19 protein-coding genes are annotated in these 24,224 nt (G+C 69.9%); 9 read left to right on the forward strand and 10 right to left on the reverse strand.

All coding sequences use genetic code 11. The features are described from left to right. Positions 1-22 precede the first annotated feature (22 nt). Positions 23-2,089, reverse strand: a complete 2,067-nt coding sequence (locus QFZ67_RS18680) for a PhoX family phosphatase (protein ID WP_307662230.1) — start codon at positions 2,087-2,089, stop codon at positions 23-25. A 272-nt stretch (positions 2,090-2,361) separates the two neighbouring features. On the opposite strand from QFZ67_RS18680, the gene QFZ67_RS18685 reads away from it, so the two are divergent. Continuing rightward, positions 2,362-4,053 (forward strand): VWA domain-containing protein, encoded by a 1,692-nt coding sequence (locus QFZ67_RS18685; RefSeq protein ID WP_307662231.1) that lies wholly within the window; start codon positions 2,362-2,364, stop codon positions 4,051-4,053. Here the strand turns inward: QFZ67_RS18685 and QFZ67_RS18690 are convergent. Together QFZ67_RS18690 and QFZ67_RS18695 are read right to left on the reverse strand one after the other, a co-directional pair. Then, a complete protein-coding gene (locus tag QFZ67_RS18690; protein ID WP_307662232.1) occupies positions 4,050-5,153 on the reverse strand; it encodes a cell wall metabolism sensor histidine kinase WalK in 1,104 nt (367 codons plus the stop codon). The genes QFZ67_RS18685 and QFZ67_RS18690 overlap by 4 nt on opposite strands. Further along, a complete protein-coding gene (locus QFZ67_RS18695; RefSeq protein ID WP_307665885.1) occupies positions 5,150-5,803 on the reverse strand; it encodes a response regulator transcription factor in 654 nt (217 codons plus the stop codon). Before QFZ67_RS18695 ends, QFZ67_RS18690 begins: the two co-directional genes overlap by 4 nt. Before the next feature lie 152 nt (positions 5,804-5,955). Between QFZ67_RS18695 and metG the strand changes: the two genes are divergently transcribed. Then, positions 5,956-7,569, forward strand: coding sequence for a methionine--tRNA ligase (gene metG, locus QFZ67_RS18700; protein ID WP_307662233.1), 1,614 nt, complete (start codon positions 5,956-5,958; stop codon positions 7,567-7,569). Positions 7,570-7,651: 82 nt separating this feature from the next. Here the strand turns inward: metG and QFZ67_RS18705 are convergent, their stop codons facing one another. The 3 genes from QFZ67_RS18705 to aspS form a co-directional block, all read right to left on the reverse strand. Beyond that, complete coding sequence (locus tag QFZ67_RS18705) at positions 7,652-8,422, reverse strand: L,D-transpeptidase family protein (RefSeq protein ID WP_307662234.1); 771 nt, start codon at positions 8,420-8,422, stop codon at positions 7,652-7,654. 11 nt (positions 8,423-8,433) lie between these two features. Next, positions 8,434-8,745, reverse strand: coding sequence for a hypothetical protein (locus QFZ67_RS18710; protein WP_307662235.1), 312 nt, complete (start codon positions 8,743-8,745; stop codon positions 8,434-8,436). A 219-nt stretch (positions 8,746-8,964) separates the two neighbouring features. Continuing rightward, positions 8,965-10,746, reverse strand: a complete 1,782-nt coding sequence (gene aspS / locus QFZ67_RS18715) for an aspartate--tRNA ligase (protein ID WP_307662236.1) — start codon at positions 10,744-10,746, stop codon at positions 8,965-8,967. A 138-nt stretch (positions 10,747-10,884) separates the two neighbouring features. Between aspS and QFZ67_RS18720 the strand changes: the two genes are divergently transcribed. Further along, positions 10,885-12,999, forward strand: coding sequence for a SpoIIE family protein phosphatase (locus tag QFZ67_RS18720; protein ID WP_307662237.1), 2,115 nt, complete (start codon positions 10,885-10,887; stop codon positions 12,997-12,999). On the opposite strand, the gene QFZ67_RS18725 is transcribed toward QFZ67_RS18720, so the two are convergent. Further along, positions 12,954-14,018: an AI-2E family transporter gene (locus tag QFZ67_RS18725; protein WP_307662238.1), complete on the reverse strand. Its 1,065-nt coding sequence runs from the start codon at positions 14,016-14,018 to the stop codon at positions 12,954-12,956. The two genes, QFZ67_RS18720 and QFZ67_RS18725, sit on opposite strands and share 46 nt — an antisense overlap. Before the next feature lie 146 nt (positions 14,019-14,164). Here QFZ67_RS18725 and QFZ67_RS18730 point away from each other — a divergent pair, with 146 nt between their 5' ends. Then, positions 14,165-15,007: a PP2C family protein-serine/threonine phosphatase gene (locus QFZ67_RS18730; RefSeq protein WP_307662239.1), complete on the forward strand. Its 843-nt coding sequence runs from the start codon at positions 14,165-14,167 to the stop codon at positions 15,005-15,007. A gap of 82 nt (positions 15,008-15,089) precedes the next feature. Beyond that, complete coding sequence (locus tag QFZ67_RS18735; RefSeq protein ID WP_307665886.1) at positions 15,090-16,088, forward strand: MASE1 domain-containing protein; 999 nt, start codon at positions 15,090-15,092, stop codon at positions 16,086-16,088. A gap of 70 nt (positions 16,089-16,158) precedes the next feature. On the opposite strand, the gene QFZ67_RS18740 is transcribed toward QFZ67_RS18735, so the two are convergent. Both QFZ67_RS18740 and QFZ67_RS18745 read right to left on the reverse strand, forming a co-directional pair. Continuing rightward, positions 16,159-17,115: a pirin family protein gene (locus tag QFZ67_RS18740; protein ID WP_307662240.1), complete on the reverse strand. Its 957-nt coding sequence runs from the start codon at positions 17,113-17,115 to the stop codon at positions 16,159-16,161. A gap of 124 nt (positions 17,116-17,239) precedes the next feature. Continuing rightward, positions 17,240-17,692, reverse strand: coding sequence for an SseB family protein (locus QFZ67_RS18745; RefSeq protein ID WP_307662241.1), 453 nt, complete (start codon positions 17,690-17,692; stop codon positions 17,240-17,242). 129 nt (positions 17,693-17,821) lie between these two features. Between QFZ67_RS18745 and QFZ67_RS18750 the strand changes: the two genes are divergently transcribed. From QFZ67_RS18750 to QFZ67_RS18760, 3 genes are all read left to right on the forward strand, one after another. Next, positions 17,822-19,648 (forward strand): acyl-CoA dehydrogenase, encoded by a 1,827-nt coding sequence (locus QFZ67_RS18750; RefSeq protein WP_307662242.1) that lies wholly within the window; start codon positions 17,822-17,824, stop codon positions 19,646-19,648. Positions 19,649-19,745: 97 nt separating this feature from the next. After that, the gene (locus QFZ67_RS18755) at positions 19,746-21,089 is read left to right on the forward strand and encodes a M18 family aminopeptidase (RefSeq protein ID WP_307662243.1); all 1,344 of its coding nucleotides are present in this window, start codon (positions 19,746-19,748) and stop codon (positions 21,087-21,089) included. Between the two features lie 66 nt (positions 21,090-21,155). Continuing rightward, on the forward strand, positions 21,156-21,527 hold the full coding sequence (locus QFZ67_RS18760; protein WP_307662244.1) for a hypothetical protein: 372 nt from the start codon (positions 21,156-21,158) through the stop codon (positions 21,525-21,527). Positions 21,528-21,713: 186 nt separating this feature from the next. Here QFZ67_RS18760 and QFZ67_RS18765 read toward each other — a convergent pair whose 3' ends face one another. Beyond that, positions 21,714-23,486 (reverse strand): NHL domain-containing thioredoxin family protein, encoded by a 1,773-nt coding sequence (locus QFZ67_RS18765; protein WP_307662245.1) that lies wholly within the window; start codon positions 23,484-23,486, stop codon positions 21,714-21,716. Positions 23,487-23,526: 40 nt separating this feature from the next. Here QFZ67_RS18765 and QFZ67_RS18770 point away from each other — a divergent pair, with 40 nt between their 5' ends. Then, positions 23,527-24,021: an LURP-one-related/scramblase family protein gene (locus QFZ67_RS18770; protein ID WP_307662246.1), complete on the forward strand. Its 495-nt coding sequence runs from the start codon at positions 23,527-23,529 to the stop codon at positions 24,019-24,021. The last annotated feature ends 203 nt before the right edge of the window (positions 24,022-24,224 follow it).

A 24,224-nucleotide genomic window follows, 5' to 3' on the forward strand; every position in this document is an offset into this window, starting at 1 on the left:
CGACTTGTACGACTTACACGCCTTACACGCCGATGTCGCGGCCGTCTTTGCGCCAGACGGAGACGACCGACGGACGGACGATCTTCCCTGCTCCGTCAGGCCACGCGCTCGCGGGCTTCTCGACGGACGCGCCGTCGATCTCACCCGGGTGCTGGACCGCGACGAGAACGCGGCGGTCCTGGATGATCGGGCCGCAGGTCTCGGCGCCGGTCGGGACGGTCAGGAACTGCTTGAGCTCACCGCGCCGCTCGCCATGCGTCGCGACGCCGAACAGGCCGTCGTGGGAGCCGAGCTGGTTGCCGTCCGTGGAGATCCACAGGTTGCCGTACGGGTCGAAGGCGACGTTGTCCGGGCAGGAGATCGGGCTGACCTTCTCCTTCGGGAAGCCCGCGAAGTACGTCGACTGGTCGTTCGGGTCGCCCGCGACCAGGAAGAGCCGCCAGGCGAAGCCGTCGCCGGCCGGGTCGTCCCAGTTCTCGGCGAGCTCCAGGATCTGGCCGTGCTTGTTGAGGTTGCGCGGGTTGGCCTCGTCCGCACCGGCCTTGCCGGGCTTGCCGCGGTCGGTGTTGTTGGTCAGCGCGACGTAGACGCGGCCGGTGCGCGGGGACGGCTCGACGTCCTCGGGGCGGTCCATCTTGGTGGCGCCCACCTTGTCACCGGCGAGGCGGGTGAAGATGTACACCTCTTCGGCGGACATGCCGGGGACGAACGACTTGTCGCCGCTGGCGAGCGGGATCCAGATGCCGCTGCCGTCGAACTCGCCGTCGTTCGGGAGCTTGCCGCTGCCGTCGATCTCGGTCGCCGGGCTGTCGCCGGTGAGCTTGGCGACGTAGAGCGTGCCCTCGTCGAGCAGTGTGCGGTTGTGCTCGCGGGCGGCCCGGCTGCCGCCCTTCTTCATCTGCTTCGACGAGACGAACTTGTAGAAGTAGTCGAAGCGCTCGTCGTCGCCCATGTAGACGACGGGGCGGCCGTCGTCGGTCAGGCGGGGCTGCGCGGCCTCGTGCTTGAAGCGGCCGAGCGCGGTGCGCTTGCGCGGTGTGAAGTCCGGGTCGTACGGGTCGAGCTCGACGACCCAGCCGTGGCGGTGGGCCTCGTTGGGCTCCTGCTTCAGGTCGAAGCGCCTGTCGAAGAGCTCCCACTTGCGCTCGGTCGCGCCGGTGCCGATGCCGTAGCGCTTGTCGGTGGCGCTGGAGCCGTTGGCGAAGTACTGGTTGAAGTTCTCCTCGCCGTGGAGCGTGGTGCCCCAGGGGGTGGTGCCGCCGGCGCAGTTGTTGAGCGTGCCGAGGACCTTGGTGCCGGTCGGGTCGACGCTCGTACGCAGCAGGGCGCTGCCCGCGGCCGGGCCGGTGACCTTGAACTCGCTGGTCGCGGTGAGGCGGCGGTTGAGCGGGTGGCGGCCCACCGGGGTGAGCTTGCCGCTGCGGTGCTCCTCCTGGACCACGACGACGGACAGGCCGTGCGCGGCCCAGGCGATCTCGACCTGCTCGCGGGTCGGGTTGGCCGCGTCGTAGCCGCGGAACATCAGGACTTCGTCCGTGTACTCGTGGTTGGCGACGAGGATCTGCCGCCCGTGCTCGCCGCGGAGGGGGAGCAGGGAGAGGAAGTCGTTGTTGTAACCGAACTGGCCTGCCTGCGCCTTGGCGGTCTGATTGTCGGCGTCGAAGGCGGGGGCGCCGCGGAGGATCGGGTCGCCCCACCGGATGACGACGTTCTGGGAGTAGCCGTCGGGGACGGTGACCTTGTCGTCCTTGTTGGGCGCGACGGCGGCGAAGCGGAGCCCGCGGGCTCCGTCGGTCTTGCCGGGCGTGTTTCCGTGACCGTCCGTGGTCGCGGGCGCGGCGACGGCCTGGTCGCCGCCCTGGCCGATGACGGCGGCGGTGCCGGCGGCAGCGGCGACGGTCACGACGGCGGCGGTGCGCATCATCGATCGTCTCGAGAGCGCGCCGGCTATGACGTCGCCGACGTATTCGTTGTCGCTGGTGTTGGGCACTTCGTGGAAGCAGGCATCGCCGCAGCGGTACCGGCAGGTGAGAGCGGAACGTCCACCCGGGTGAGGGGTCGAGTTCAACAGCGGCAGCAGTTTGCGCACTTCGTCCTCCTACGGCGCAGCCTGCGCCGACATGGTGTCGGAATATGTTCCGCCGCGACGTTAGGGGCGTACGTGTGCAATGCGGCAGCCGTGAAGTGAACGGGGGATGAATCCGGCGCGGCCGAGGCGGGGTTGACAACGAGGGCCTGCCCCTGCGGGGGTCACGGCCCGGTGGCCGGTAACCTTACGTGTCCGCCCTGGCCAGGACACCCTATGGACGCCCGGCCCAAGTGTGGACATTCACGCACTCACTCATGCGAAAGGCCTGGCCCATGGGCATTCGGAGCTTGCTGCGCAAGGTGTTTGGACGCGACCAATCGGAGCTCAACGAGTCGGCGGCAGCCTCCGTCCCGCCCCAGACCGAACGCTCGGAGCCGCCCACAGCGACGGTCCCGGCCCCGTCCCCGGCGGAACGGGCGGCGGCGGACCTGGTCTCGGCGGCTTTCGACAACCCGGCCCCTAAGGGCGAGGGCGCGTCGGTCCCGGCACAGGCGTCGCCGGACAGGGTGTCGCCGAGCCCGACGGAGACGGAGGCCGCTGCGGCTCCCGCCGAGCCGGTTGCCGAGCCGGAGCCCACCGAGCCCGTGGCCCCCGCTGAGGCGGAGGTCGCCCAGGCGGAGGTCGCCCAGACGGAGGAAACCGAGCCCGCGGCTGTGGCGGAGGCCATCGAGCCCGGCTCCACGTCCGAGCCGGAGGCCGACGAGCCCGTGGCCGCTGAGGTGGCGTCGAACGCCACGGCCGAGGAGACCGAGCCCGCCACCGCGGCGGAGCCGGAAGAGGAGACTGCGGCCCCCACCGCGGTGGAGGCCGATTCGGCAGCCGAGGCCATCGCCGAGCCCGAGCCGGAGGCCGCGCTGCCGGCTGCCGTCCCGGAGGCTGTTCCGGCGGAGCCGGAGAACAAGGCCGACGAGCCGGCGGCCAAGGAGGTCACTGCGGCTCCCGCCAAGCCGGCTGCCGAGCCGGAGCCCACCGAGCCCGTGGCCGCCGCTGAGGCGGAGGTCGCCCAGGCGGAGGCCGCGGAGACCAGCACCGCGCCCGAGCCGGAGGCCGACGCACCCGCACCCGCACCTGCTGAGGCGGAGACCGAGGCCCCTGCCGCTGCCACAGCGGACGCCGAAGCCAAGGAGAGCGCCCAGGCTTACGCCGCCGAGGCTGAGCCGAAGGCCGACGCACCCGACACCACGCCCCAGCCGAAGGCAGACGCACCCGCCGTCGCGCCGGAAGCCGACACCACGCCCCAGCCGAAGGCAGACGCACCCGAGCCCGTCGCCGCGGCGGTCGTCGAGGTCGAGCCGAAGGCAGACGCAGACGCCGTCGCCGACATCCCGCCCCACCTCGCCCCCCACTACGCCGCCGCCGGCGCCGCCCTCAAGCGGCGCGGGCTCACCGGGACCCGCGCGCGCGTCTACCTCGTGCTCGACCGGTCCGGGTCCATGCGGGCCTACTACAAGGACGGCAGCGCCCAGCACCTCGGCGAGCAGGCCCTCGCGCTCGCCGCGCATCTGGACGACGACGCCACCGTCAACGTCGTCTTCTTCTCCACCGAGATCGACGGCACCGGCGAGCTCACCCTCCCCGCCCACCAGGGACGGATCGACGAGCTCCACAACTCCCTGGGCCGCATGGGGCGTACGAACTACCACCTCGCCGTCGAAGAGGTCCTCGCCCTGCACGCCAAGGCCGACGCCGACGCACCCGCGTTCGTGATCTTCCAGACCGACGGTGCGCCCGAGTCCAAGACCGCCGCCACCGCCGCCCTCGCCGCGGCCGCGGCCAAGCCGGCACGGGTCTTCTGGCAGTTCGTCGCGTTCGGCGAGCACGACGCGAAGGCCTTCGACTACCTGCGCAAGCTCACCGCCGACAACGGGACGGGCAACACCGGCTTCTTCCACGCCGGTCCCGCCCCCCGCGAACTCACCGACGCCGAGCTGTACGAAGGGCTGCTCGCCCGCTGGCAGAGCTAAGCCACCGGCAGCGTCACGGTGACGGCCAGCCCGCCCTCAGGGCCCGGCTCGGCCGTCACCGTGCCGCCGTGGGCGTCGGCGATCGAGCGGACGATCGACAGACCCAGCCCCGCCCCGGGACCCATCCGGTCCCGCCCCTCCCCCCGCCGGAACGGCTCGAACAGCGCCGGCACATCCTCCGCCGCCACGACCGGCCCGGTGTTCCGCACCGTCAGGACCCCGTCCGCACAGGCCACGTCCACCGTCCCGTCGGGCACGTTGTACGCCACCGCGTTCGCGACCAGGTTCCCCACCAGCTGGGCCAGCAGCAGCCGGTTCCCCCGCACCACGCCACCGCGCCCGACCGCCGCCTTCACCTCGTAGCGCGCCGCCTCCTCCGCCACGACCTCCCCCAGGTCGACGTCCTCCCGCTCCGCCGGCCCCCGCTCGCTGCGCGCCAGCACCAGCAGCCCCTCGATGAGCCGCTCGCTGCGCCGGTTGTTGTCGAGCAACACCGTTTTCGTACGCGCCAGTTCCTCCGCCGAAGCCGACTCGTCGAGCCCCACCTGGATCGCCGTACGCTGCGTCGCCAGCGGCGTACGCAGCTCGTGCGACGCGTTCGCGATGAACCGCCGCTGGCTGTCGAACGTCTTCTCCAGCCGCGCCAGCAGCGCGTCCAGCGTGTCCCCGAGCTCCTTCAGCTCGTCGTCGGGCCCGCTCGCCCCGATCCTCTCGTGCAGCGTCCGCTCCGACAGCCGCCGCGCCTTCGCCGTCATCGCGTGCACCGGCCGCAGCACCCGCCCCGCCGTCCACCACCCCACCGCGACCGCGCACAGCGCCGTCCCCAGCAGGGCGAACGCCGACCAGATCAGCATCTGCTGCCCCGCCGCGTGCCGGACACTGTCGGTCAGCTGGACGACCGTGACCCCGCGCACGTCCGTCACCGGCAGCGCGGGAACGGCGCGCCGCCTTATCGCCGCGACCTCGTCCTCCGTACCGGCGCGGGAGAGCAGATTGACGATCCCCAGCAGCACACCCCCGAGCACCAGAAAGACCCCGCCGTAGACGAGCGCGATCCGTGTCCGGATCGTCGACCCGGGCCCCAGGTAGGGACGGCTCACAGCGCGTACCCCACACCCTGCACCGTACGGATCAGCGGCGGCTCCCCCAGCTTGCCCCGCAGCTTGCTCATGCAGACCCTCACCGCGCCCGTGAACGGATCCGCGTGCGCGTCCCACGCCCGCTCCAGCAGCTCCTCCGCCGAGACCGTCGCCCCGTCCGCCTCCAGCAGGATCTGCAGTACGGAGAACTCCTTCGGCGACAGATCCAGATCCCGCCCGTCCCGCTCGGCCGTCCGCCGCACCGTGTCGAGCCGCACCCCGTGCCGCTCCAGCAGCGGCGGCACCGTCCTGGCGCTGCGCCGGCGCAGCGCCCGTACCCGGGAGACCAGCTCGGGGAACTCGAAGGGCTTGCCCAGATAGTCGTCCGCACCCAGGTCGAGGCCCTCCACCCGGTCCTCCATCGACGCGGACGCGGTCAGCATCAGGATCCGCGTGCGGGACGCGGACGCGACCAGCTTGCGCGCCACGTCGTCGCCGTGGATCCGCGGCAGATCGCGGTCGAGGACGACGACGTCGTAGTCGTGCAGCCCCAGATACGCGAGCGCGGCGTCTCCGCTGTACACGGTGTCGACGGCGAATCCGGCCCGTCGCAGCCCGGTCGCGACCAGCTCGGCCAGGACCTCCTCGTCCTCGGCGACCAGTACCCGCATATTGCCGTCCCCCTGCTCCCGCTCCCCACGCACCCGCCGCGCCCACCTCTCCACCCAGGATGCGCCTTTCTACGGGACGAGATGTTTCGCAGACCTCTCCAGCCCCTTTAACCGGGTGAGTGGACCTTCCGCGGGCCGTTAGGATTTCGACCATGGCGGCCACTGGATCCGAGAAGCAGGGGGCGAAGGCGTACTACGTCTCGACCCCCATTTACTACGTCAACGACGCTCCTCACCTGGGCCACGCCTACACGACCGTCGCAGGCGACGTGCTCACACGCTGGCACCGTCAGCGTGGCGAGAAGGTGTGGTACCTCACCGGCACGGACGAGCACGGTCAGAAGATCATGCGCACTGCCGAGGCGAACGGCGTCAGCCCGCAGGAGTGGTGCGACAAGCTCGTCGAGGAGGCCTGGAAACCCCTCTGGGAGCACCTGAACATCGCGAACGACGACTTCATCCGTACGACGGAGAAGCGGCACACCGACCGTGTGCAGGAGTTCGTGCAGGACCTGTACGACAAGGGCGAGATCTACAAGGGCGGGTACGAAGGCCCGTACTGCGTGGGCTGCGAGGAGTACAAAATCCCCGCCGATCTGCTCGACGGCGAGGGCGAGTACGCCGGGCAGAAGCTCTGCCCGATCCACAAGAAGCCGGTGGAGATCCTCAAGGAGGAGAACTACTTCTTCAAGCTCAGCGAGTACGGCCCGAAGCTGCTGGAGTTCTACGAGGCCAACCCCGGCTTCATCCAGCCCGAGTCCGCCCGCAACGAGGTTGTGAACTTCACCAAGCAGGGCCTGCAGGACCTCTCGATCTCGCGCTCGACGTTCGACTGGGGCGTCCCGGTGCCGTGGGACCCCAAGCACGTCATCTACGTCTGGATCGACGCGCTGCTCAACTACGCGACGGCGGTCGGCTACAACGAGAACCCGGCGAAGTTCGAAGAGACCTTCCCGGCCAATGTGCACCTGGTCGGCAAGGACATCCTGCGCTTCCACGCGATCATCTGGCCCGCGATGCTGATGGCGAACGGCCTGCCGGTGCCGGGTCGCGTCGCCGCGAACGGCTGGCTGATGGTCGGCGGCGAGAAGATGTCGAAGTCGAACCTGACGGGCATCAAGCCGCAGGACCTGACCTCGCACTTCGGCGTGGACGCGTACCGCTGGTACTTCCTGCGCGCGATCGCGTTCGGCCAGGACGGGTCGTTCTCCTGGGAGGACTTCACGGCCCGGTACACCAGCGAGCTCGCCAACGACTACGGCAACCTCGCGTCCCGTGTCGCGGCGATGGTCGGCAAGTACTTCGGCGGCGCGCTGCCGGAGGCGACGGCGTCCGGCGAGGCGGAGAAGGCGGTCCAGGCCGGACTCGCGAAGGCGGTTGCCGAGGCCGACCGGAAGATCGGCGAGGAGCTGGACTTCCAGGGCGGCATCCTGGCGGTCTTCGACTTCGTCAAGCAGGTCAACGGCTACATCACGGAGCAGGAGCCGTGGAAGGTCGCCAAGGACGAGTCCGAGGAGGGCCAGGCCCGTCTCGCGACGATCCTGTACACGGCGGCCGAGTCGCTGCGGGCGGTCGCGGTGCTGCTGAACCCGGTCATGCCTGAGACCTCGCAGGCCCTGTGGGACTCGCTCGGCGCGGAGGCGTCGCTGGGCGCCCTCGGTGACCAGCGGGTCCAGGACGCGGGCGAGTGGGGCAGGCTCCCGGCAGGCGTGACGGTAACGAAGGGCGCGGTGCTGTTCCCGCGCCTGGAGGAGAAGCCCGCGTAGTCAGGCGTACGAAAGGGGCCCCGGACCTGGTCCGGGGCCCCTTTTCACGTATGGCAGCTCACGTGTGTCAGCTTCACGTGTGTCAGCGTCCCAGCGCCGCCGCGTCGCCCATCACCACCACCGGCCGCTTCGCCGGGTCCAGCCACCGCAGCAGCTGCTTCATCCGGGCGAGCGGCAGCGAGACACAGCCCTGCGTGGGGCCCCCGTGGTCGACGTGGATCCAGATACCGCCGCCCTTCTCCGCGCCGAGCGGCCGGGTCCAGTCGAGCGGGGTGTTCCCTGGCTCGCGGTTGTAGTTGATGGCCACGACATGGTCGAAGGACCCCTCGAGAGACTCCCCCTCGAAGCCGGTGCCGGGCGCGTCGAAGTCGGGTCCCTCGTCGTAGGGGAGCTTCGTGCCCGGGTCGGGCAGCTTGCCGCCCGCGTCCGTGAGGCCGAAGACCCCGATCGGCGAGCGATTGTCGGCCGTGCGGTGGTCGTCGGTCCAGCCGAGCAGAGCGTTGTGCGCCGGCCACGGGCCGGAAACGGGCTTCCAGCCCCGGACGGGATCCCGCTCGTAGAGCATGGCGACGGACTGGTTGGAGTTGGGGTGGTTACCGACCACCACGACCGCCTGCCGGTTCGCCTCGGTGATCTTGGCACGGGTCCGCGGTCCGAGGGAGGGGATCTCCTGCGGCAGGACGGTCTGCGCCTGGGCGCCGAGCTGCCCGGCAGAGCCCGACTTGGCGGCGCCGCTCGCGGGTCTCTTCGCAGCAGCGGGCGCAGTATTGCCGGTATCGCCCGCGCAGCCAGTGAGCAGCAGACCAGCTACGGCCAGCGCGACCGCCTGGAACGGTCCTGTGCGTAGGGACATGTGCGGGCCTTTCAGTTCGACAGCTTGATGTGCTTCTTCGGGGTCGGGGTCTGACTGGGGGCGACCTCGGCCGCCGAGTCATTGAATCGGACATGTACGATCATCTGTCGCGTTTCGGTCACAACGCGTGAGGCGTCGCCGGAGACACAGAGGCTGACGTAGATCACTGAGTCCGGAGCGGCCCGGACTCCGCCGATCAGCGCGGTGTACTGCTTGCCGCCGCGGATCTGCCGGCAGCCGGGCGAGAGGGAGCTCGACTCGTACAGGACCGGCGGGCTCTGCGCCTTCGTCCCGAGGGGGCCGTCCTGTTCGGTCTCCCACACCCGTGGAACGCGATGGCGCGCCGATCGGGTTGCCCGCGGCACGCAAAAAGGGCCCCGGAACCGTTCGGTTCCGGGGCCCTTCTACGAGGCGGTGCGTGTCAGCCGGTGCCCTCGAGCGTCTCGTCGGGGTCGACGCCGAGCGTGAGCGAGGCCTGAACGCCCCTTGAACGCCGAGGGGGCCCCGGGACCTTCCGGTCCGGGGCCCCCTCGGCGTACGTACTACTTCGCGGGCTTGTCCTTGTCCGCGACCGGCTTGCGGAGCGCGATGTTCAGCTCGCGCAGCCGCGCCTCGTCCAGCTCGGTCGGCGCGCCCATCATCAGGTCCTGCGCATTGCCGTTGAGCGGGAAGGCGATCGTCTCGCGGATGTTCGGCTCGTCGGCCAGCAGCATCACGATGCGGTCGACGCCCGGCGCGATGCCGCCGTGCGGCGGGGCGCCGTACTGGAAGGCGCGGAGCATGCCGGAGAACTCGTGCTCGACGGTCTCCTTCGAGTAGCCCGCGATCTGGAACGCCTTGAACATGATCTCGGGCTCGTGGTTCCGGATCGCGCCGGAGGACAGCTCGACGCCGTTGCAGACGATGTCGTACTGCCAGCCCAGAATGTCCAGCGGGTCCTGGCTCTCAAGTGCCTCGAGGCCGCCCTGGGGCATCGAGAACGGGTTGTGCGAGAAGTCGATCTTTCCGGTCTCCTCGTCCTTCTCGTACATCGGGAAGTCGACGATCCAGCAGAACCGGAACACGCCCTCCTCGAAGTGGCCGGCGCGCTTGGCGGCCTCCACGCGGACCGCGCCCATGATCTTGGAGACCTCGTCGAAGTCGCCTGCGCCGAAGAAGACCGCGTGGCCGGGCGCGAGGGAGAGCCGCTCGGTGAGGACCTTGACGTTCTCCTCGGTGAGGAACTTCGCGATCGGGCCGGTCAGCGAAACATCCTCGCCCACACGCACCCAGGCCAGGCCCTTCGCGCCGTGCTCGACGGCGAAGTCGCCAAGGCCGTCGAAGAACTTCCGCGGCTGGGAAGCCGTGTCCGGCACCGGCAGCGCGCGTACGTGCTTTCCGGCGAAGGCCTTGAACTCCGAGCCCTCGAAGACGTCCGTGATGTCGACGAGCTCCAGCTGGGCGCGCAGGTCCGGCTTGTCGTTGCCGTACTTGAGCATCGACTCGCGGAACGGGATCCGCAGGAACGGCGAGGTGACGTGCCGGCCGCCGCCGAACTCCTCGAAGAGCTCGGTCATCAGCTTCTCGATCGGCTGGAAGACGTCCTCCTGCTCGACGAAGCTCATCTCGACGTCGAGCTGGTAGAACTCGCCCGGCGAGCGGTCGGCGCGGGCGTCCTCGTCGCGGAAGCAGGGCGCGATCTGAAAGTAGCGGTCGAAGCCGGAGATCATCAGCAGCTGCTTGAACTGCTGCGGGGCCTGCGGCAGCGCATAGAACTTGCCGGGGTTCAGCCGGGAGGGGACCACGAAGTCGCGCGCGCCCTCGGGGGAGGTCGCGGTGAGGATCGGGGTCGCCATCTCGTTGAAGCCGAGCGCGGTCATCTTGTGCCGGATGGCGGAGATGACGGCCGTACGCAGCATGATGTTTCGGTGCATGCGCTCGCGGCGCAGGTCGAGGAAGCGGTACTCCAGACGCCGCTCCTCGTTCACGCCGTCGTCGGCGTTGATGGTGAAGGGCAGCGGCGCGGCCGCGCCGAGCACCTCGACCTCGGAGACCTCAACCTCGATCTCGCCGGTGGGCAGATCGGTGTTCACGTTCTCGGCGCCGCGCGAGACGACCTTGCCGTCGACGCGGACGACCGACTCCTTGCTGACCTTGTCGAGAGTCTCGTAGGCAGGGGTGCCGGGGCGGGCGACGAGCTGCGTGATGCCGTAGTGGTCGCGCAGATCGATGAAGAGGATGCCGCCCAGGTCTCGCCGATTGTGCAGCCAGCCGCTCAGCCGGACGTCGGCTCCGACGTCAGAGGCGCGGAGCTCGCCGCAGGTGTGGGACCTGTACCGATGCATCGTCGTTCATCCAGTCTTAGCGAATTTGAGAGGGGTGGGCCCGTCAAGGGTACCGGCCTGCCTCCGGACACCTCATTGACATACGCATGCCAGGACCCCGGCAGGTCGTCGCCATGAAGATCCGAATAAAGTGAGGCAATGCGCACCGAGGATCTCCTGGCCGCGATCGCGACCGGCCTGTGGCGGTGGGACAACGCATCCGGGACGGTGACCCTCGACGCCGAGGCCGCCCGGCTGCTCGGGATGCCGGGTGAACCGGGTGCCTTCCCGGAGTCCGCCGTGCGCTCCCGTTTCCACCCGGTCGACTGGAACGAGATCAACGGCATCGTCAATCTCGCGGTCGCCGAGGGGACCCTGGCCGAGGCCAGACTGCGGATCGTCGACGAGGCGGGCCATGTGCTCCGTACCGTACGCAGCCGCTCCAAGCCCTTCATCCACGGCGGCGACTTCGAACTGGTCGGCATGGTCCAGGAGGTCGCCGAGCCGCAGCCGGGCACGACCGCCGCGCAGAGTCCGATCACCGGCGACTGGCGGCGCTCGCGCGAGGCGTTCCTGCTGGACGCGGGCCGGGCGCTGGCCGAGGCCCGCTCCACCGCGGAGGTGCTGCGGGTCGCCGCTTCCCTGTCCATGCCGGGCTTCTCGCCGGACGGCCTGGCCGTCTTCGGGGTGGCCGGCGATCGGCTCACGATCGTCGGGCACCACGGGCACCGGCCGGGAGACGACCACCCGTTCACCGACATGCCGCTGGACGCGGACTATCCGGCCGCCGAGGTGGTGCGCACCGGACGGGCCTCCTATCTGCCGACGCCGCAGGAGTACCGCCGCCGCTACCCCACCAGCTGGCCGTTGGCGCAGAGCTTCGGCCGGCAGTCGTGGGCCTTTCTGCCGCTGATCGTCGCCGGGCGCACGATGGGCGCCTGGATGGCCGCGTTCAAGCACCCGGTCGCCTTCACACCCGACGAACGGTCCGTGCTGACGACGGTCGCCAGGATGCTGGCGCAGGCTCTCGCCCGCGCGGAGGTCGCCGACTCCGAGCGCGAGCTGTCGCTCGGCCTGCAGCGCTCGATGATGCCGGTGCTCGGGCCCGAGGTCCCGGGGATGTCGGTGGCCGCGCGGTACGTCCCGACGGGCGGCGGGCTCCAGGTCGGCGGCGACTGGTACGACGTGATCCCGATGCCGACCGGACGCGTCGCCCTCGTCATCGGCGACGTCCAGGGCCACGATGTGCGCGCCGCCGGACTCATGGGCCAGCTGCGGATCGCCCTGCGCGCATACGCCTCCGAGGGGCACCGGCCCGACGCGGTGCTCTCCCGTGCCTCCCGCTTTCTGCACGGGCTGCATGATTTTTTCGGGGCGGACACGTACGAGGAGGACGACCACTCCAGCCCGCGCTTCGCGACCTGCCTCTATCTGGAGGTCGACCCGCCCACCGGCCGCATCGAGATCGCCCGGGCCGGCCACCCGGAACCGGTGGTGCGGACCTCCGACGGCACAGTGCTGGTGCGCCCCACCGACGGCGGGCTGCCGCTGGGCATCGACCCGGACACGGACTATCCGACGACGGCGCTGGTGCTGGAGCCCGGCGAGACGCTGATGCTCTGCACGGACGGTCTCCTGGAGACCGGCGGGCACGATCTGGACACGGGGTGGGCCCGGCTGCGTACGGTCCTCGAGGACCACGCGGACCAGTCGCTGGAGGAGCTCGCCGACGCCCTCGTCCAGGCGGTGCACGGCCCCGCATCGCATTCCACCACCGGGCCGCTCGCCGACCGGCGCGAGGACGACATCGCGGTCCTGTTGATCTCCCGGGACGGCACACCGACGCTTCAGGCCCCGCGGCGCACGGCGATGAACGTGGCCCAGGCGGAGCCCGAGCGGATCGCGGCCGCACGGCAGCAGTTGAGAGAGCTGCTGCACGACTGGACGGACGCGGAGCAGATCGACTCCGCGGTGCTGATGGTCTCCGAGATGGTCACCAATGTGCTGGTCCACACGGACGGGCACGCGCTGCTGGTGGCGGAGGTGGCCCGCGGGGATGCGGCACGGCGGCTGCGCGTGGAGGTCGCGGACACCAGCGACGAGCTGCCCCACAGACGGCGGCCCGGTGAGATGGCGTCGTCGGGGCGTGGCCTGCTGCTGATGGAGATGCTCGCGGACGCGTGGGGGGTGGATCCGCGGGGCGAGGGCAAGTCGATCTGGTTCGAGCTCTACGAGCCGGCGGCCCCGGCGACGGACCCGGATTTGCCTGCGTAACGCGTCCTGAGCTCGCTGATCACGCCGATGGCGGCGGCGGTGAGCGGTACGGCGAGGAGCATCCCGAGAATGCCGGCGACGGACGCCCCCGCGGTGATCGCCAGCATCACGACCGCCGGGTGCATCTGCACCGTACGGCTCTGGATCACGGGCTGGAGCACATGCCCCTCCAGCACCTGCACGGCCAGGACCACGCCCAGCACCCATAGCGCGATCACGAACCCGCGGTCCGCGAGCGCTACGAGCACGGCGACGGCGCCGGAGAGGAAGGCCCCGAGATAGGGGATGTACGCCCCGACGAAGACGAGCGCCCCGAGCCCGACGGCCCCGGGGACACGCAGGACCAGCAGGCCGACGGTGATGCAGATCGCGTCGATGAGGGCGATGAACGTCGTCCCGCGCATGAACCCCTCGACGGACTCGAAGGCGCGGCGCCCCATGGCCTCGACGACGTCCCCGCTCGTACGGGGCACGAGGGACCGCAGAGCGCCCGCGGCCCTGTGCGAGTCCCGCAGAAAGAAGAAGCTGAGCAGCAGCGCCAGCACGGCGGTGGCGATCAGCCCGCCCACCACACTCAGCCCACTGATCACCCCGGACGCGGCGGTCCCGCCGAACTTCCCCAGCAGTTCCTTCGAGTTGGCGGCGATGTCGTCGAGCGAGGTCCCGGCGGCCCCGAAGTACTTGGCGAGATCCATGGCGGCCCGCCGCAGCGAGGAGATGATCTGGTCGCCGGTCTCGATCAGCGCGTTGACGATGATGTACATGGCCCCGCCGACGACGGCGACGACGGCGGCACAGGTCAGCGCGGCGGCGAGCGAGCGATTCATCCTCATCTTGACGAGCCACCGGTTCAGAGGCCCGAGAAGGGCGGTCCCGAGCAGCGCGAGCAGCACGGGCGTGACGGCGGTCTTGAACGTCACGACCAGCCACACGCCGACTGCGGCCACCCCTGCTACCAGCAGCGCGACCACGCACCAGGCGGCAAGGCGCCTCACGGGCTCGGGAAGAAGGGTCTGCACCCCCCCACCCGACCACAGCGCCCGCCGCCTCGTCCCGCCCACCACGCCGGGCTCGCCCGCGTGGGGGGCCAGGCGGGTGACAGCCGGGCCGGGCGAGGCGCGGGCTAAGGTGACATAAGGAACAAACGGAATCTCCCGGAGCGGTCATGCGTGAACGCCGCACCTCCCCGTCCGACAATGCCTCCGACAGTGCCCAGGAACTCCTAATCAACCTGGGGCGCCTCGTCGACCACGCCCTGGACCGGATCAAGTACCAGCGGGCCCGGGTGGAGCTGGCCATGGCCCTGCAGCGCCACATGCTCCCGCCCACGCTGCCGAGGCTGCCCGGCCTGCGGATCGCGGCCCGGTACACGCCCTCACAGGACGGCCTGGACGTCGGCGGCGACTGGTATGACGCCTTCCCGATGACGGACAGGTCGGTCGGGATCGCCATCGGGGACGTGGAGGGCCACGATGTGGAAGCCATCGCTTTCATGGGGCAGGTCCGCACCAGCCTGCGGGCCCTCGCCGGCCGCACCACAGACCCTGGCGAGGTGCTGAGCCACGCCAATGACCTGCTGCTTTCGATGGGCTGCAACCGGTTCGCGACCTGCTGCTTTCTGCGTTTCGACCCGATCAGCGGCGATCTCGCCTTCTCCCGCGCCGGCCACGTCCCGATGGTCTGGGCCAGCGCCGACGGACGCTCCGGCATCGCCCTCGACCGTGGTGGCCCGCCCCTCGGCGTCGTGTCCGGCGAGCGGTATCCGGTGACCCGCCTACGGCTGCTGGCGGCGGGATCCCTCGTCCTGCTCACCGACGGAGTCGTGGAAGGACCGCAGTACCCGATGGAGGAGGGGCTGGCAGAGGTGGCCCGGCTGGTTTGCGCCGGATTCGGCGACGACCCCGACGACCTGGCCGCCCAAGTGGTCAAAGTGGCAGATCTGACCGGTCACAGCGACGATGCCGCCGTCCTCGTCGTCCGCTATGGCGGATTCCCGGCGGCCGCCTAGCTGCCGCGCCGCGATGCTGCCGGACGGCGCAGCTGGAACGGCGCTCGTCCGTGCCGATACATAAGCTGGGCCGGTGACTGGCGTGGTGCGCAACGAGGAGATCCGGCGTCACGGTTCTGCCGCTCTCCGGATCCTCACTGTCGCCGCCGTCTACTACGGATCGGCACAGTTGGGGCTCCTCCAGCAACTGGTGCGCGGCCAGGTCTCGCCGCTGTGGCCACCGACCGGCGTGGCCGTGGCGAGCCTGCTCATCCTCGGTCTGCGGATCTGGCCAGGAATCGCGCTCGGCGCCTTCCTCGTCAACGTGTCCATCGGGCCGTCACTCCCCGCCGTACTTAGCATCACCGCGGGGAACACGCTCGCCCCGGTCTGCGCCTACCTGCTACTGCGACGTGCGGGGTTCCACAACGAACTGGACCGGCTGCGGGACGTGCTGGCGCTGATCTTCCTCGGCGCCCTGGGCGCGACGCTGATCAGCTCAACCGTGGGCAGCGGTGCGCTGGTGCTCGCCGGTGCGCTGCAACCGAGCGACTTCTGGCCGACGTGGTCGGTGTGGTGGACGGGGGACGCGATGGGCGTGCTCGTGGTCGCACCGTTTCTGCTGGTCATCCGCACGGCCCGCTGGCCGCGAGCCCCCCTGAGCCGTTGGGCCGAAGCGACCGCGCTCTTGCTGGGCACCCTGTCTGTCACGTATCTGGCGACGGGCACCAGCATCACTTCCCTGCTCTTCCTCGTCTTCCCGTTCTTGATCTGGGCCGCGTTGAGCTTCCAGCTGGCCGGCGCCGCGCCATGCGCGCTGGCCGTCTCGACGCTGGCGATTCTTGCCGCCGCCCGCCGGATCGGCCCGTTCGCCCATCAGGACCTTTTCGTGAACATGGTCACGCTCCAGGCGTTCAACGGCGTCGCGGCGCTGACGGCGCTGCTGCTCTCGGCGGTCATCATCGAGCGGAACCGAACCCACGAAGAGATCAGGCGGGTCTTCGCACAGCTCTCCGAGATGGTGGCCCAGATGGAGCCACGCCCAGGCACGTACCAATGGCCGCCGCCCGACGACGAGGAAGGGCGGGACCGCGACCGCTGACTCGCGGGGGCGGGGCGCGTCCCCCATGCGACGCGCCCCGTCAGCCCTTCGTACTCACGCACTCACGCACTCACATGCCGTGCACAGCGGGGATCGTGCCGAGGCGTCCCGCCTGGAAGTCCTCCACCGCCTGCTGCAGCTCCGCACGGGTGTTCATCACGAACGGCCCGTAGTGCGCCATCGGCTCCCGGATCGGACGCCCGCCCAGCAGTACGACCTCGAGTTCCGGGCTGTTCGAGTCCTGGGACTCGTCCGCGCGGACCGTCAGCGATCCGCCCGTCCCGAACACCGCCGTCTGGCCCATCCGGACCGGCCGCCGGTCCGTGCCGACCGCGCCGCGGCCCGCCAGGACGTACGCGAGGCCGTTGAAGTCCTCCCGCCACGGCAGCGTGATCTCCGCACCCGGCCGCAGCGTCGCGTGGACCATCGTGATCGGCGTGTGCGTGATGCCCGGGCCCTCGTGTCCGTCCAGCTCACCCGCGATGACCCGCAGCAGCGCCCCGCCGTCCGGCGAGGTCAGCAGCTGGACCTGGCCGCCGCGGATGTCCTGGTACCTGGGCTCCATCATCTTGTCGCTCGCCGGGAGGTTCACCCACAGCTGGAGCCCGTGGAAGAGCCCGCCGGACGTGACCAGCGCCTCCGGCGGCGCCTCGATGTGGAGCAGGCCCGAGCCCGCGGTCATCCACTGGGTGTCGCCGTTCTGGATGGTCCCGCCGCCGCCGTTGCTGTCCTGGTGGACGAACGTTCCGTCAATCAGATACGTGACGGTCTCGAAGCCGCGGTGCGGATGCCAGGGTGTTCCCTTCGGCTCACCCGGCGCGTACTCCACCTCGCCCATCTGGTCCATCATGATGAACGGGTCGAGGTACTGGTAGTTGATCCCGGCGAACGCACGTCGCACCGGGAAGCCCTCTCCTTCGAACCCGGCCGGCGCCGTGGTCACGGCGAGCACGGGGCGCGGCACAGCCCCGGCCGGCGCGGCTACGCGCGGCAGGGTGAGCGGGTTCTCGACAGTCACTGCAGGCATGACGGGACCTCCTTGTGCGACCAGTTTAGTTGAAGGCTGAACTTCTTGCCACTGGAACGCGAGGCGCCCGGGAGGAATTCCCCCCGGGCGCCCTACACGCAGGACCGCAAGCCGCCGGCCGCGTCTAGCCGTACATACGCCTCATCGCGAAGTCGACCATCTGCTCCACGGCCTTCGCGTCGAAGACCATCCGGTGATCGCCCTCCATGTCGAGGACGAAGCCGTACCCGGTCGGCAGCAGATCGATCACCTCCGCCCCGGTGATCACGAAGTACTTGGACTCCTTGCCCGCGTATCTGCGCAGCTCCTTGAGCGTGGTGAACATCGGGATGACCGGCTGCTGGGTGTTGTGCAGCGCCAGGAAGCCGGGGTTGTCGCCGCGCGGGCAGTAGACCTTCGAGGTCGCGAAGACCTGCTGGAAGTCCTCGGCCGACAGCGACCCCGTGGTGAAGGCCCGCACCGCGTCGGCAAGCGAAGGCGGCGACGGCTCGGGGTACAGCGGCTGCTCGCCGTAGGAAGGCTGCTGCGGCACGTACTGCTGCTGCTGAGCGCCCGGGGTCTGGTCGTAGCCGTACATGCCCGCAAGAGTACTGAGTCACAGATGCCCCTTGGGGGTTGCATCTTATTACCGACGGGTAGCATCATCGAAGCTACTTACTGGTACGTGGACAAAAATCCGCCTCCCGATCCTTACGGAGCCGTCGCCATGGGGCACTACAAGTCGAATCTCCGCGACATCGAGTTCAACCTCTTCGAGGTCCTCGGGCGCGACAAGCTGTACGGCACCGGCCCGTTCGCGGAGATGGACGTCGACACCGCCAAGAGCATCCTCGACGAGGTCGCCCGCCTCGCCGAGAACGAGCTCGCCGAATCCTTCGCGGACGCCGACCGCAACCCCCCGGTCTTCGACCCTGAGACCAACACCGCGCCCGTCCCGGCGTCCTTCAAGAAGAGCTACCAGGCCTTCATGGACTCCGAATACTGGCGTCTCGGCCTGCCCGAGGAGATCGGCGGCACGACCTCGCCCCGCTCCCTGATCTGGTCGTACGCGGAGCTGCTGCTCGGCTCGAACCCGGCCATCTGGATGTACTCCTCCGGCCCGGCCTTCGCCGGCATCCTCTTCGAAGAGGGCAACGAGGCGCAGAAGAAGGTCGCCGAGATAGCCGTCGAGAAGCGGTGGGGCTCCACCATGGTGCTCACCGAGCCGGACGCCGGCTCGGACGTCGGCGCCGGCCGCACCAAGGCCGTCCAGCAGGACGACGGCTCCTGGCACATCGAGGGCGTGAAGCGCTTCATCACCTCCGGTGAGCACGATATGGAGGAGAACATCCTTCACTACGTGCTGGCCCGCCCCGAGGGCCACGGCCCGGGCACCAAGGGTCTGTCCCTCTTCCTCGTGCCGAAGTTCCACTTCGACTGGGAGACCGGCGAGCTGGGCGAGCGCAACGGCGTGTACGCCACGAACGTCGAGCACAAGATGGGCCTCAAGGCCTCCAACACCTGCGAGATGACGTTCGGCGACCAGCACCCCGCCAAGGGCTGGCTGATCGGCGACAAGCACGACGGCATCCGCCAGATGTTCATGATCATCGAGTTCGCCCGGATGATGGTCGGCACGAAGGCGATCGCGACCCTCTCCACCGGTTACCTGAACGCGCTGGAGTACGCCAAGGAGCGCGTCCAGGGCCATGACCTGGTGAACTTCGCGGACAAGACCGCGCCCAAGGTCACCATCACGCACCACCCCGACGTGCGCCGCGCGCTGATGACGCAGAAGGCCTACGCCGAGGGCATGCGCGCTCTGGTGCTCTACACCGCCTCCGTCCAGGACGAGATCGCCGTCAAGGACGCCGCGGGCGAGGACACCAAGTCCCTCGTCGCGCTGAACGATCTGCTGCTGCCGATCGTGAAGGGCTACGGCTCGGAGAAGTCGTACGAGCAGCTCGCCCAGTCGCTGCAGACCCTCGGCGGCTCCGGCTATCTGCAGGAGTACCCGATCGAGCAGTACATCCGGGACGCCAAGATCGACACCCTTTACGAGGGCACCACCGCCATCCAGGGCCAGGACTACTTCTTCCGGAAGATCGTCCGCGACCAGGGCCAGGCGCTGAACACCCTCTCCGAGGAGATCAAGAAGTTCCTGGCGGTCGGCACCGGCGGCGAGGAGCTGGCCCCGGCCCGCGACGCGCTCGCCAAGGCCGCGGTCGACCTGGAGGCGATCGTCGGCACGATGACGAACGACCTCATAGCCACCGGCGAGGACGTCAAGAACATCTACAAGGTGGGCCTCAACACCACCCGCCTGCTGATGGCCTCGGGCGATGTGGTCGTCGGCTACCTGCTGCTGCGCGGCGCGGCGGTCGCGGCGGAGAAGCTCGAGACGGCCTCCGCCAAGGATGTGCCGTTCTACCAGGGCAAGATCGCGGCCGCGAAGTTCTTCGCCGCCAACATCCTGCCGGGCGTCTCGGCCGAGCGCGCGCTCGCCGAGACCGTGGACAGCTCGCTGATGGACCTGGACGAGGCGGCCTTCTAGTCGCCCCGGACGATCTGTGATGCGGCCCGCCCCCTCCCGGGGGCGGGCCGCATCCATCTGTACGCCCCGTGCGCACGCCCCTCGTTATGGTGACTCCATGAGCAGCAGCGCACCCTCCCACCCGTCGCCCGCCACCACCCCTCCAGCGAGCGCTACGCGCACATCTTCGCCTTTCGATCGCGGACACACCGACGACCTGATGTCCTTTCTGGCGGCCGGGCCCTCCCCGTACCACGCCGTGGCCGCCGCCGCCGAGCGGCTGGAGAAAGCCGGCTTCCAGCAGGTGCTGGAGACCGATGCCTGGGAGGGGACGGCCGGCGGCAAGTATGTGCTGCGCGGCGGGGCGATCATCGCCTGGTACGCGCCGGAGGGCGCCCACGCCCACACCCCCTTCCGGATCGTCGGCGCGCACACCGACTCGCCCAATCTGCGGGTCAAGCCGCTGCCGGACACCGGTTCGTACGGCTGGCGGCAGATCGCCGTCGAGGTGTACGGCGGGACGCTGCTCAACACCTGGCTCGACCGTGATCTGGGGCTGGCCGGGCGGCTCAGCCTGCGGGACGGTTCGCACCGGCTGGTGAATGTGGACCGGGCACTGCTGCGCGTGCCGCAGCTCGCGATCCACCTCGACCGGCAGGCCAACGACGGTCTGAAACTCGACCGGCAGAAGCACATGCAGCCGATCTGGGGTCTGGGCGATGTCGCGGAGGGCGATCTGATCCGTTTCCTGGAGCAGGAGGCGGGGATCGCTGAGGGCGAGGTCACCGGCTGGGACCTGATGGTGCACTCGATCGAGCCGCCCGCCCATCTGGGCCGGGACAGGGAGCTGGTGGCCGGGCCGCGGATGGACAATCTGCTGTCGGTGCACGCCGGGACGGCGGCGCTCGCGGCCGTGGCCGGCCGGGATCTGCCGTACATCCCGGTGCTCGCCGCCTTCGACCACGAGGAGAACGGCTCGCAGTCGGACACCGGCGCGGACGGTCCGCTGCTCGGCTCGGTGCTGGAGCGTTCGGTGTTCGCGCGTGGCGGCAGCTACGAGGACCGGGCGCGCGCGTTCGCCGGGACGGTCTGTCTGTCCTCCGACACCGGGCACGCGGTGCACCCCAACTACGGGGAGCGGCACGACCCGACGCACCACCCGCGAGTGAACGGCGGCCCGATCCTCAAGGTCAATGTGAACCAGCGGTACGCCACCGACGGCAGCGGACGCGCGGTGTTCGCCGCGGCCTGCGAGAAGGCGGGGGTGCCGTGGCAGACGTTCGTCTCGAACAACGCGATGCCGTGCGGCACGACCATCGGCCCGATCACCGCCGCCCGGCACGGCATCCAGACCGTGGACATCGGCGTCGCGATCCTGTCGATGCACAGCGCGCGTGAACTGTGCGGCGCGGACGACCCGTATCTGCTGGCGAACGCGCTCACCGCGTTCCTGGAGGGCTGAAGTCCCCTCACCGGGCGGCCTGTTGCGAAACATCCGCGAAAGTAGGCGCACGGCACGCTGATGACCATGGTTCTGCTCGGTCATCAGACGGTCGGCGCGCACCGCCCGGGCCCGTCGCGCCGCACTCTGTCCCTCACGCTCGCCTCGGCGGCCGCGGTCCTGCTCACGGGGTGCTGGTTCGTCATCCGGCAGTACAACGAGCGGCCGCCCTGGGCGGAGGACGTCGCGTACGAGGCGGGCTTCATCCAGGGCAACCGCGTCCGGCAGTACGACCCGACCGGCCAGGAGGTCAAGAAGCTCCTGGCCGGCGGGTGCGAAGAGCTGGCGTCGGCCGGACTCGGCGGGCGGAAGTCGTCGTACGACCCGGGCCTGTGGGTGGACGGCTGCCTGGCCGGCGCGGCGGGGCGGCAGCCCGAGCGGCAGGGGCTGCTGCACTAGGGCGTGTTTTAGAAGTAGCGCCGTCCGCCCGCAGGGCGGGCCCTGCGGCGTCTGGTGCGTGCAATCGCAAGGCGGAGGATCGCCCTCGTACTGGGCGTACTTGGGCGACTCCGACAACATCGCGAGTGTGCGTGCCAGGCGTCGCGGGGCAGGCGGGACTTCTAAAACACGCCCTGGCCGCCGCTGCTACCCCTGATCCATCCCGGCCAGTACGAGCGGCAGCCGCGAGGCCCCGTCCGCGCTCACGCGCACCGGAACCCCCCAGTCCTGCTGGTGGACATGACAGGCCGGGTACTCGTTCTCCGGGTCGTCGTCGCAGGACGCCGCCATCGCCGAGACATGCAGCACGCCCTCGGCGACCGCCGGGTCGATCTCCAGCTCGCGCGAGAGGTCGGTCCCCGCACCATCCCCGCCGATCAGCAGCTCGGGCGGGGTCGAGGAGACGAGCAGCCGGGTGGAGGGTCCGTACCGCGTGTCCAGCTTCTGGCCGGCCGGAGCCTGGAAGACCACGTCCAGCTGAAGCTTCCCCGCGGCGACTTCGGTGGCGGCGCGCTGTGTCCGGTGGGCGACGGACTCGACCCGTACCGCATCCTCCGGCAGCCGCAGCCGGGTCAGCCGGTGCCTGGCCGACTCGACGACCACGATGTCGTCGCCGACGAGGACCGCGCCGGAGGGTTCGCGCAGATCGGTGGCCAGCGTGGTGACCTGGCCGCCGACCGGATCGTAACGGCGCAGTGCGTGGTTGTACGTGTCGCTGATGGCCACCGATCCGTCGGGCAGCGCGGTGACGCCCAACGGGTGCTGGAGCAGTGCCTGTCCGGCCTCCCCGTCACGGTGCCCGAAGTCGAAGAGCCCGGTGCCGACGGCCGTGTGCACGACCAGATCGCGGTCGATCCAGCGCACCGCGGAGGTCTCGGAGTCGGCGATCCACAGCCGGTCCTCGGTGGCCGCGAGTCCGGACGGCTGGGCGAACCACGCTTCGGCCGCGGGACCGTCGACCAGCCCTTCGTTGGTGGTCCCGGCCGCGACCTCGACCGTCCCGGTCGCCGGATCGTACGTCCACAGCTGGTGGACGCCCGCCATCGCGATCCACAGCCGCTCGCCCCACCAGGCGACGTCCCACGGCGAGGAGAGGGACACGTCGAGGGCCGGACCGCTGGTCGGCGATCCCTGCCACCACTGCTTGCCGGTGCCGGCGAGCGTCTCGATCGCACCGCTCTCGGGGTCGTACGCACGGATGGAGTGGTTCACGGTGTCGGCGACCGCGATCCTGCCGTCGGGCAGCGGCGCGAGTCCCTGCGGCTCGTTGAACTCGCCGTCCCCGATACGCCGTACGACGCTCTCGCCGTCCGGCGCCAGCTCGACGAGCTGGTTCCGGGTCGAGTCGGAGACCAGGAGGTTCCCGGACGGCAGCAGCACGGCCTTGCCGGGGAAGCGCAGATCGGTGGCGACGGGCTCGGGCGCGACATAGGGGCCGTCGCCGCGCCGCAGCGTGCCCTTCGCGGCGTGCTCGGCCTCCAGCTCTTCGACGAGCTTCTCGATGGCGTGCGCATGCCCCTCGCCGGCGTGCTGGGCGACGACGTACCCCTCGGGGTCGATGACGACGAGGGTGGGCCAGGCCCGTACGGCGTACTGCTTCCAGGTGGCGAGCTCGGGGTCGTCGAGTACGGGGTGGTGAACCTGGTAGCGCTCGACGGCGTCGACGACGGCCTGGTGCTCGGCCTCGTGCACGAACTTCGGCGAGTGGACCCCGATGATCACCACGGTGTCGCGGTGCTTCTCCTCGAGCTCGCGCAGCTCGTCCAGGACGTGCAGACAGTTCACACAGCAAAATGTCCAGAAGTCGAGGATGACGATGCGTCCTCGCAGGTCAGCGAGGGTGTACTGGTGGTCGCCTGTGTTGAGCCAGCCGCCCTTGCCGATCAGCTCGGGGGCCCGAACGCGTGCACGTGATGCCATGCCTCCATCCAACCGCACCGATACGGGTACGCATTCCGCCATGAAGTATCTGGTGCGCGACAAAGTCTTCGCGATCGGCGACGACTACTGGATCGAGGACGAGCACGGGCGGCACGCCTTCCTCGTCGACGGAAAGGCGCTGAGGCTGCGCGACACCCTGGAGCTCAAGGATCCGGACGGGCTTGTCCTCATCACGCTGCGCAGGAAGATGTTCAGCCTGCGGGATGCGATGACCATCGAGCGGGGCGACGCGCCGCTCGCCACGATCCGCAAGAAGCGGCTCTCGCTGGTGCGCAATCACTACCGCGTGACGCTCGTCGAGGGTACGGAACTCGATGTCAGCGGCCGGGTCCTGGACCGGGAGTTCGGGGTCGAGTACGACGGCGAGCTGCTGGCGCACATCTCCCGGCAGTGGTTCCGGGTGCGGGAGACGTACGCCGTGAATGTCGTACGGGAGGACGCGGACGCGGCGCTCATGATCGCGGTCGCGGTCTGTGTGATCCGGATGGCGGAGAAGGAGCGCGACGGCGACTAGCCCCTACCTCGGGGCTACGCCCCGAACCCCGCGCCTCAATCGCCCCCAGACGTCGTCCGGGGGGACCCCCACGGGGCTGAATTTCAGCCCGTCCGGCGCTTGAGGACACGACCTAAGGCCGTACCGGGGGTCTGGGGCTTGTCCCCCCACGCGGCAGAGCCGCAAAACGATGCAGCGGGAAGGGGCGGGGTGGGGGAACAACC

The sequence above is a fragment of the Streptomyces sp. V1I1 genome (assembly GCF_030817355.1).
GTDB lineage: Bacteria > Actinomycetota > Actinomycetes > Streptomycetales > Streptomycetaceae > Streptomyces.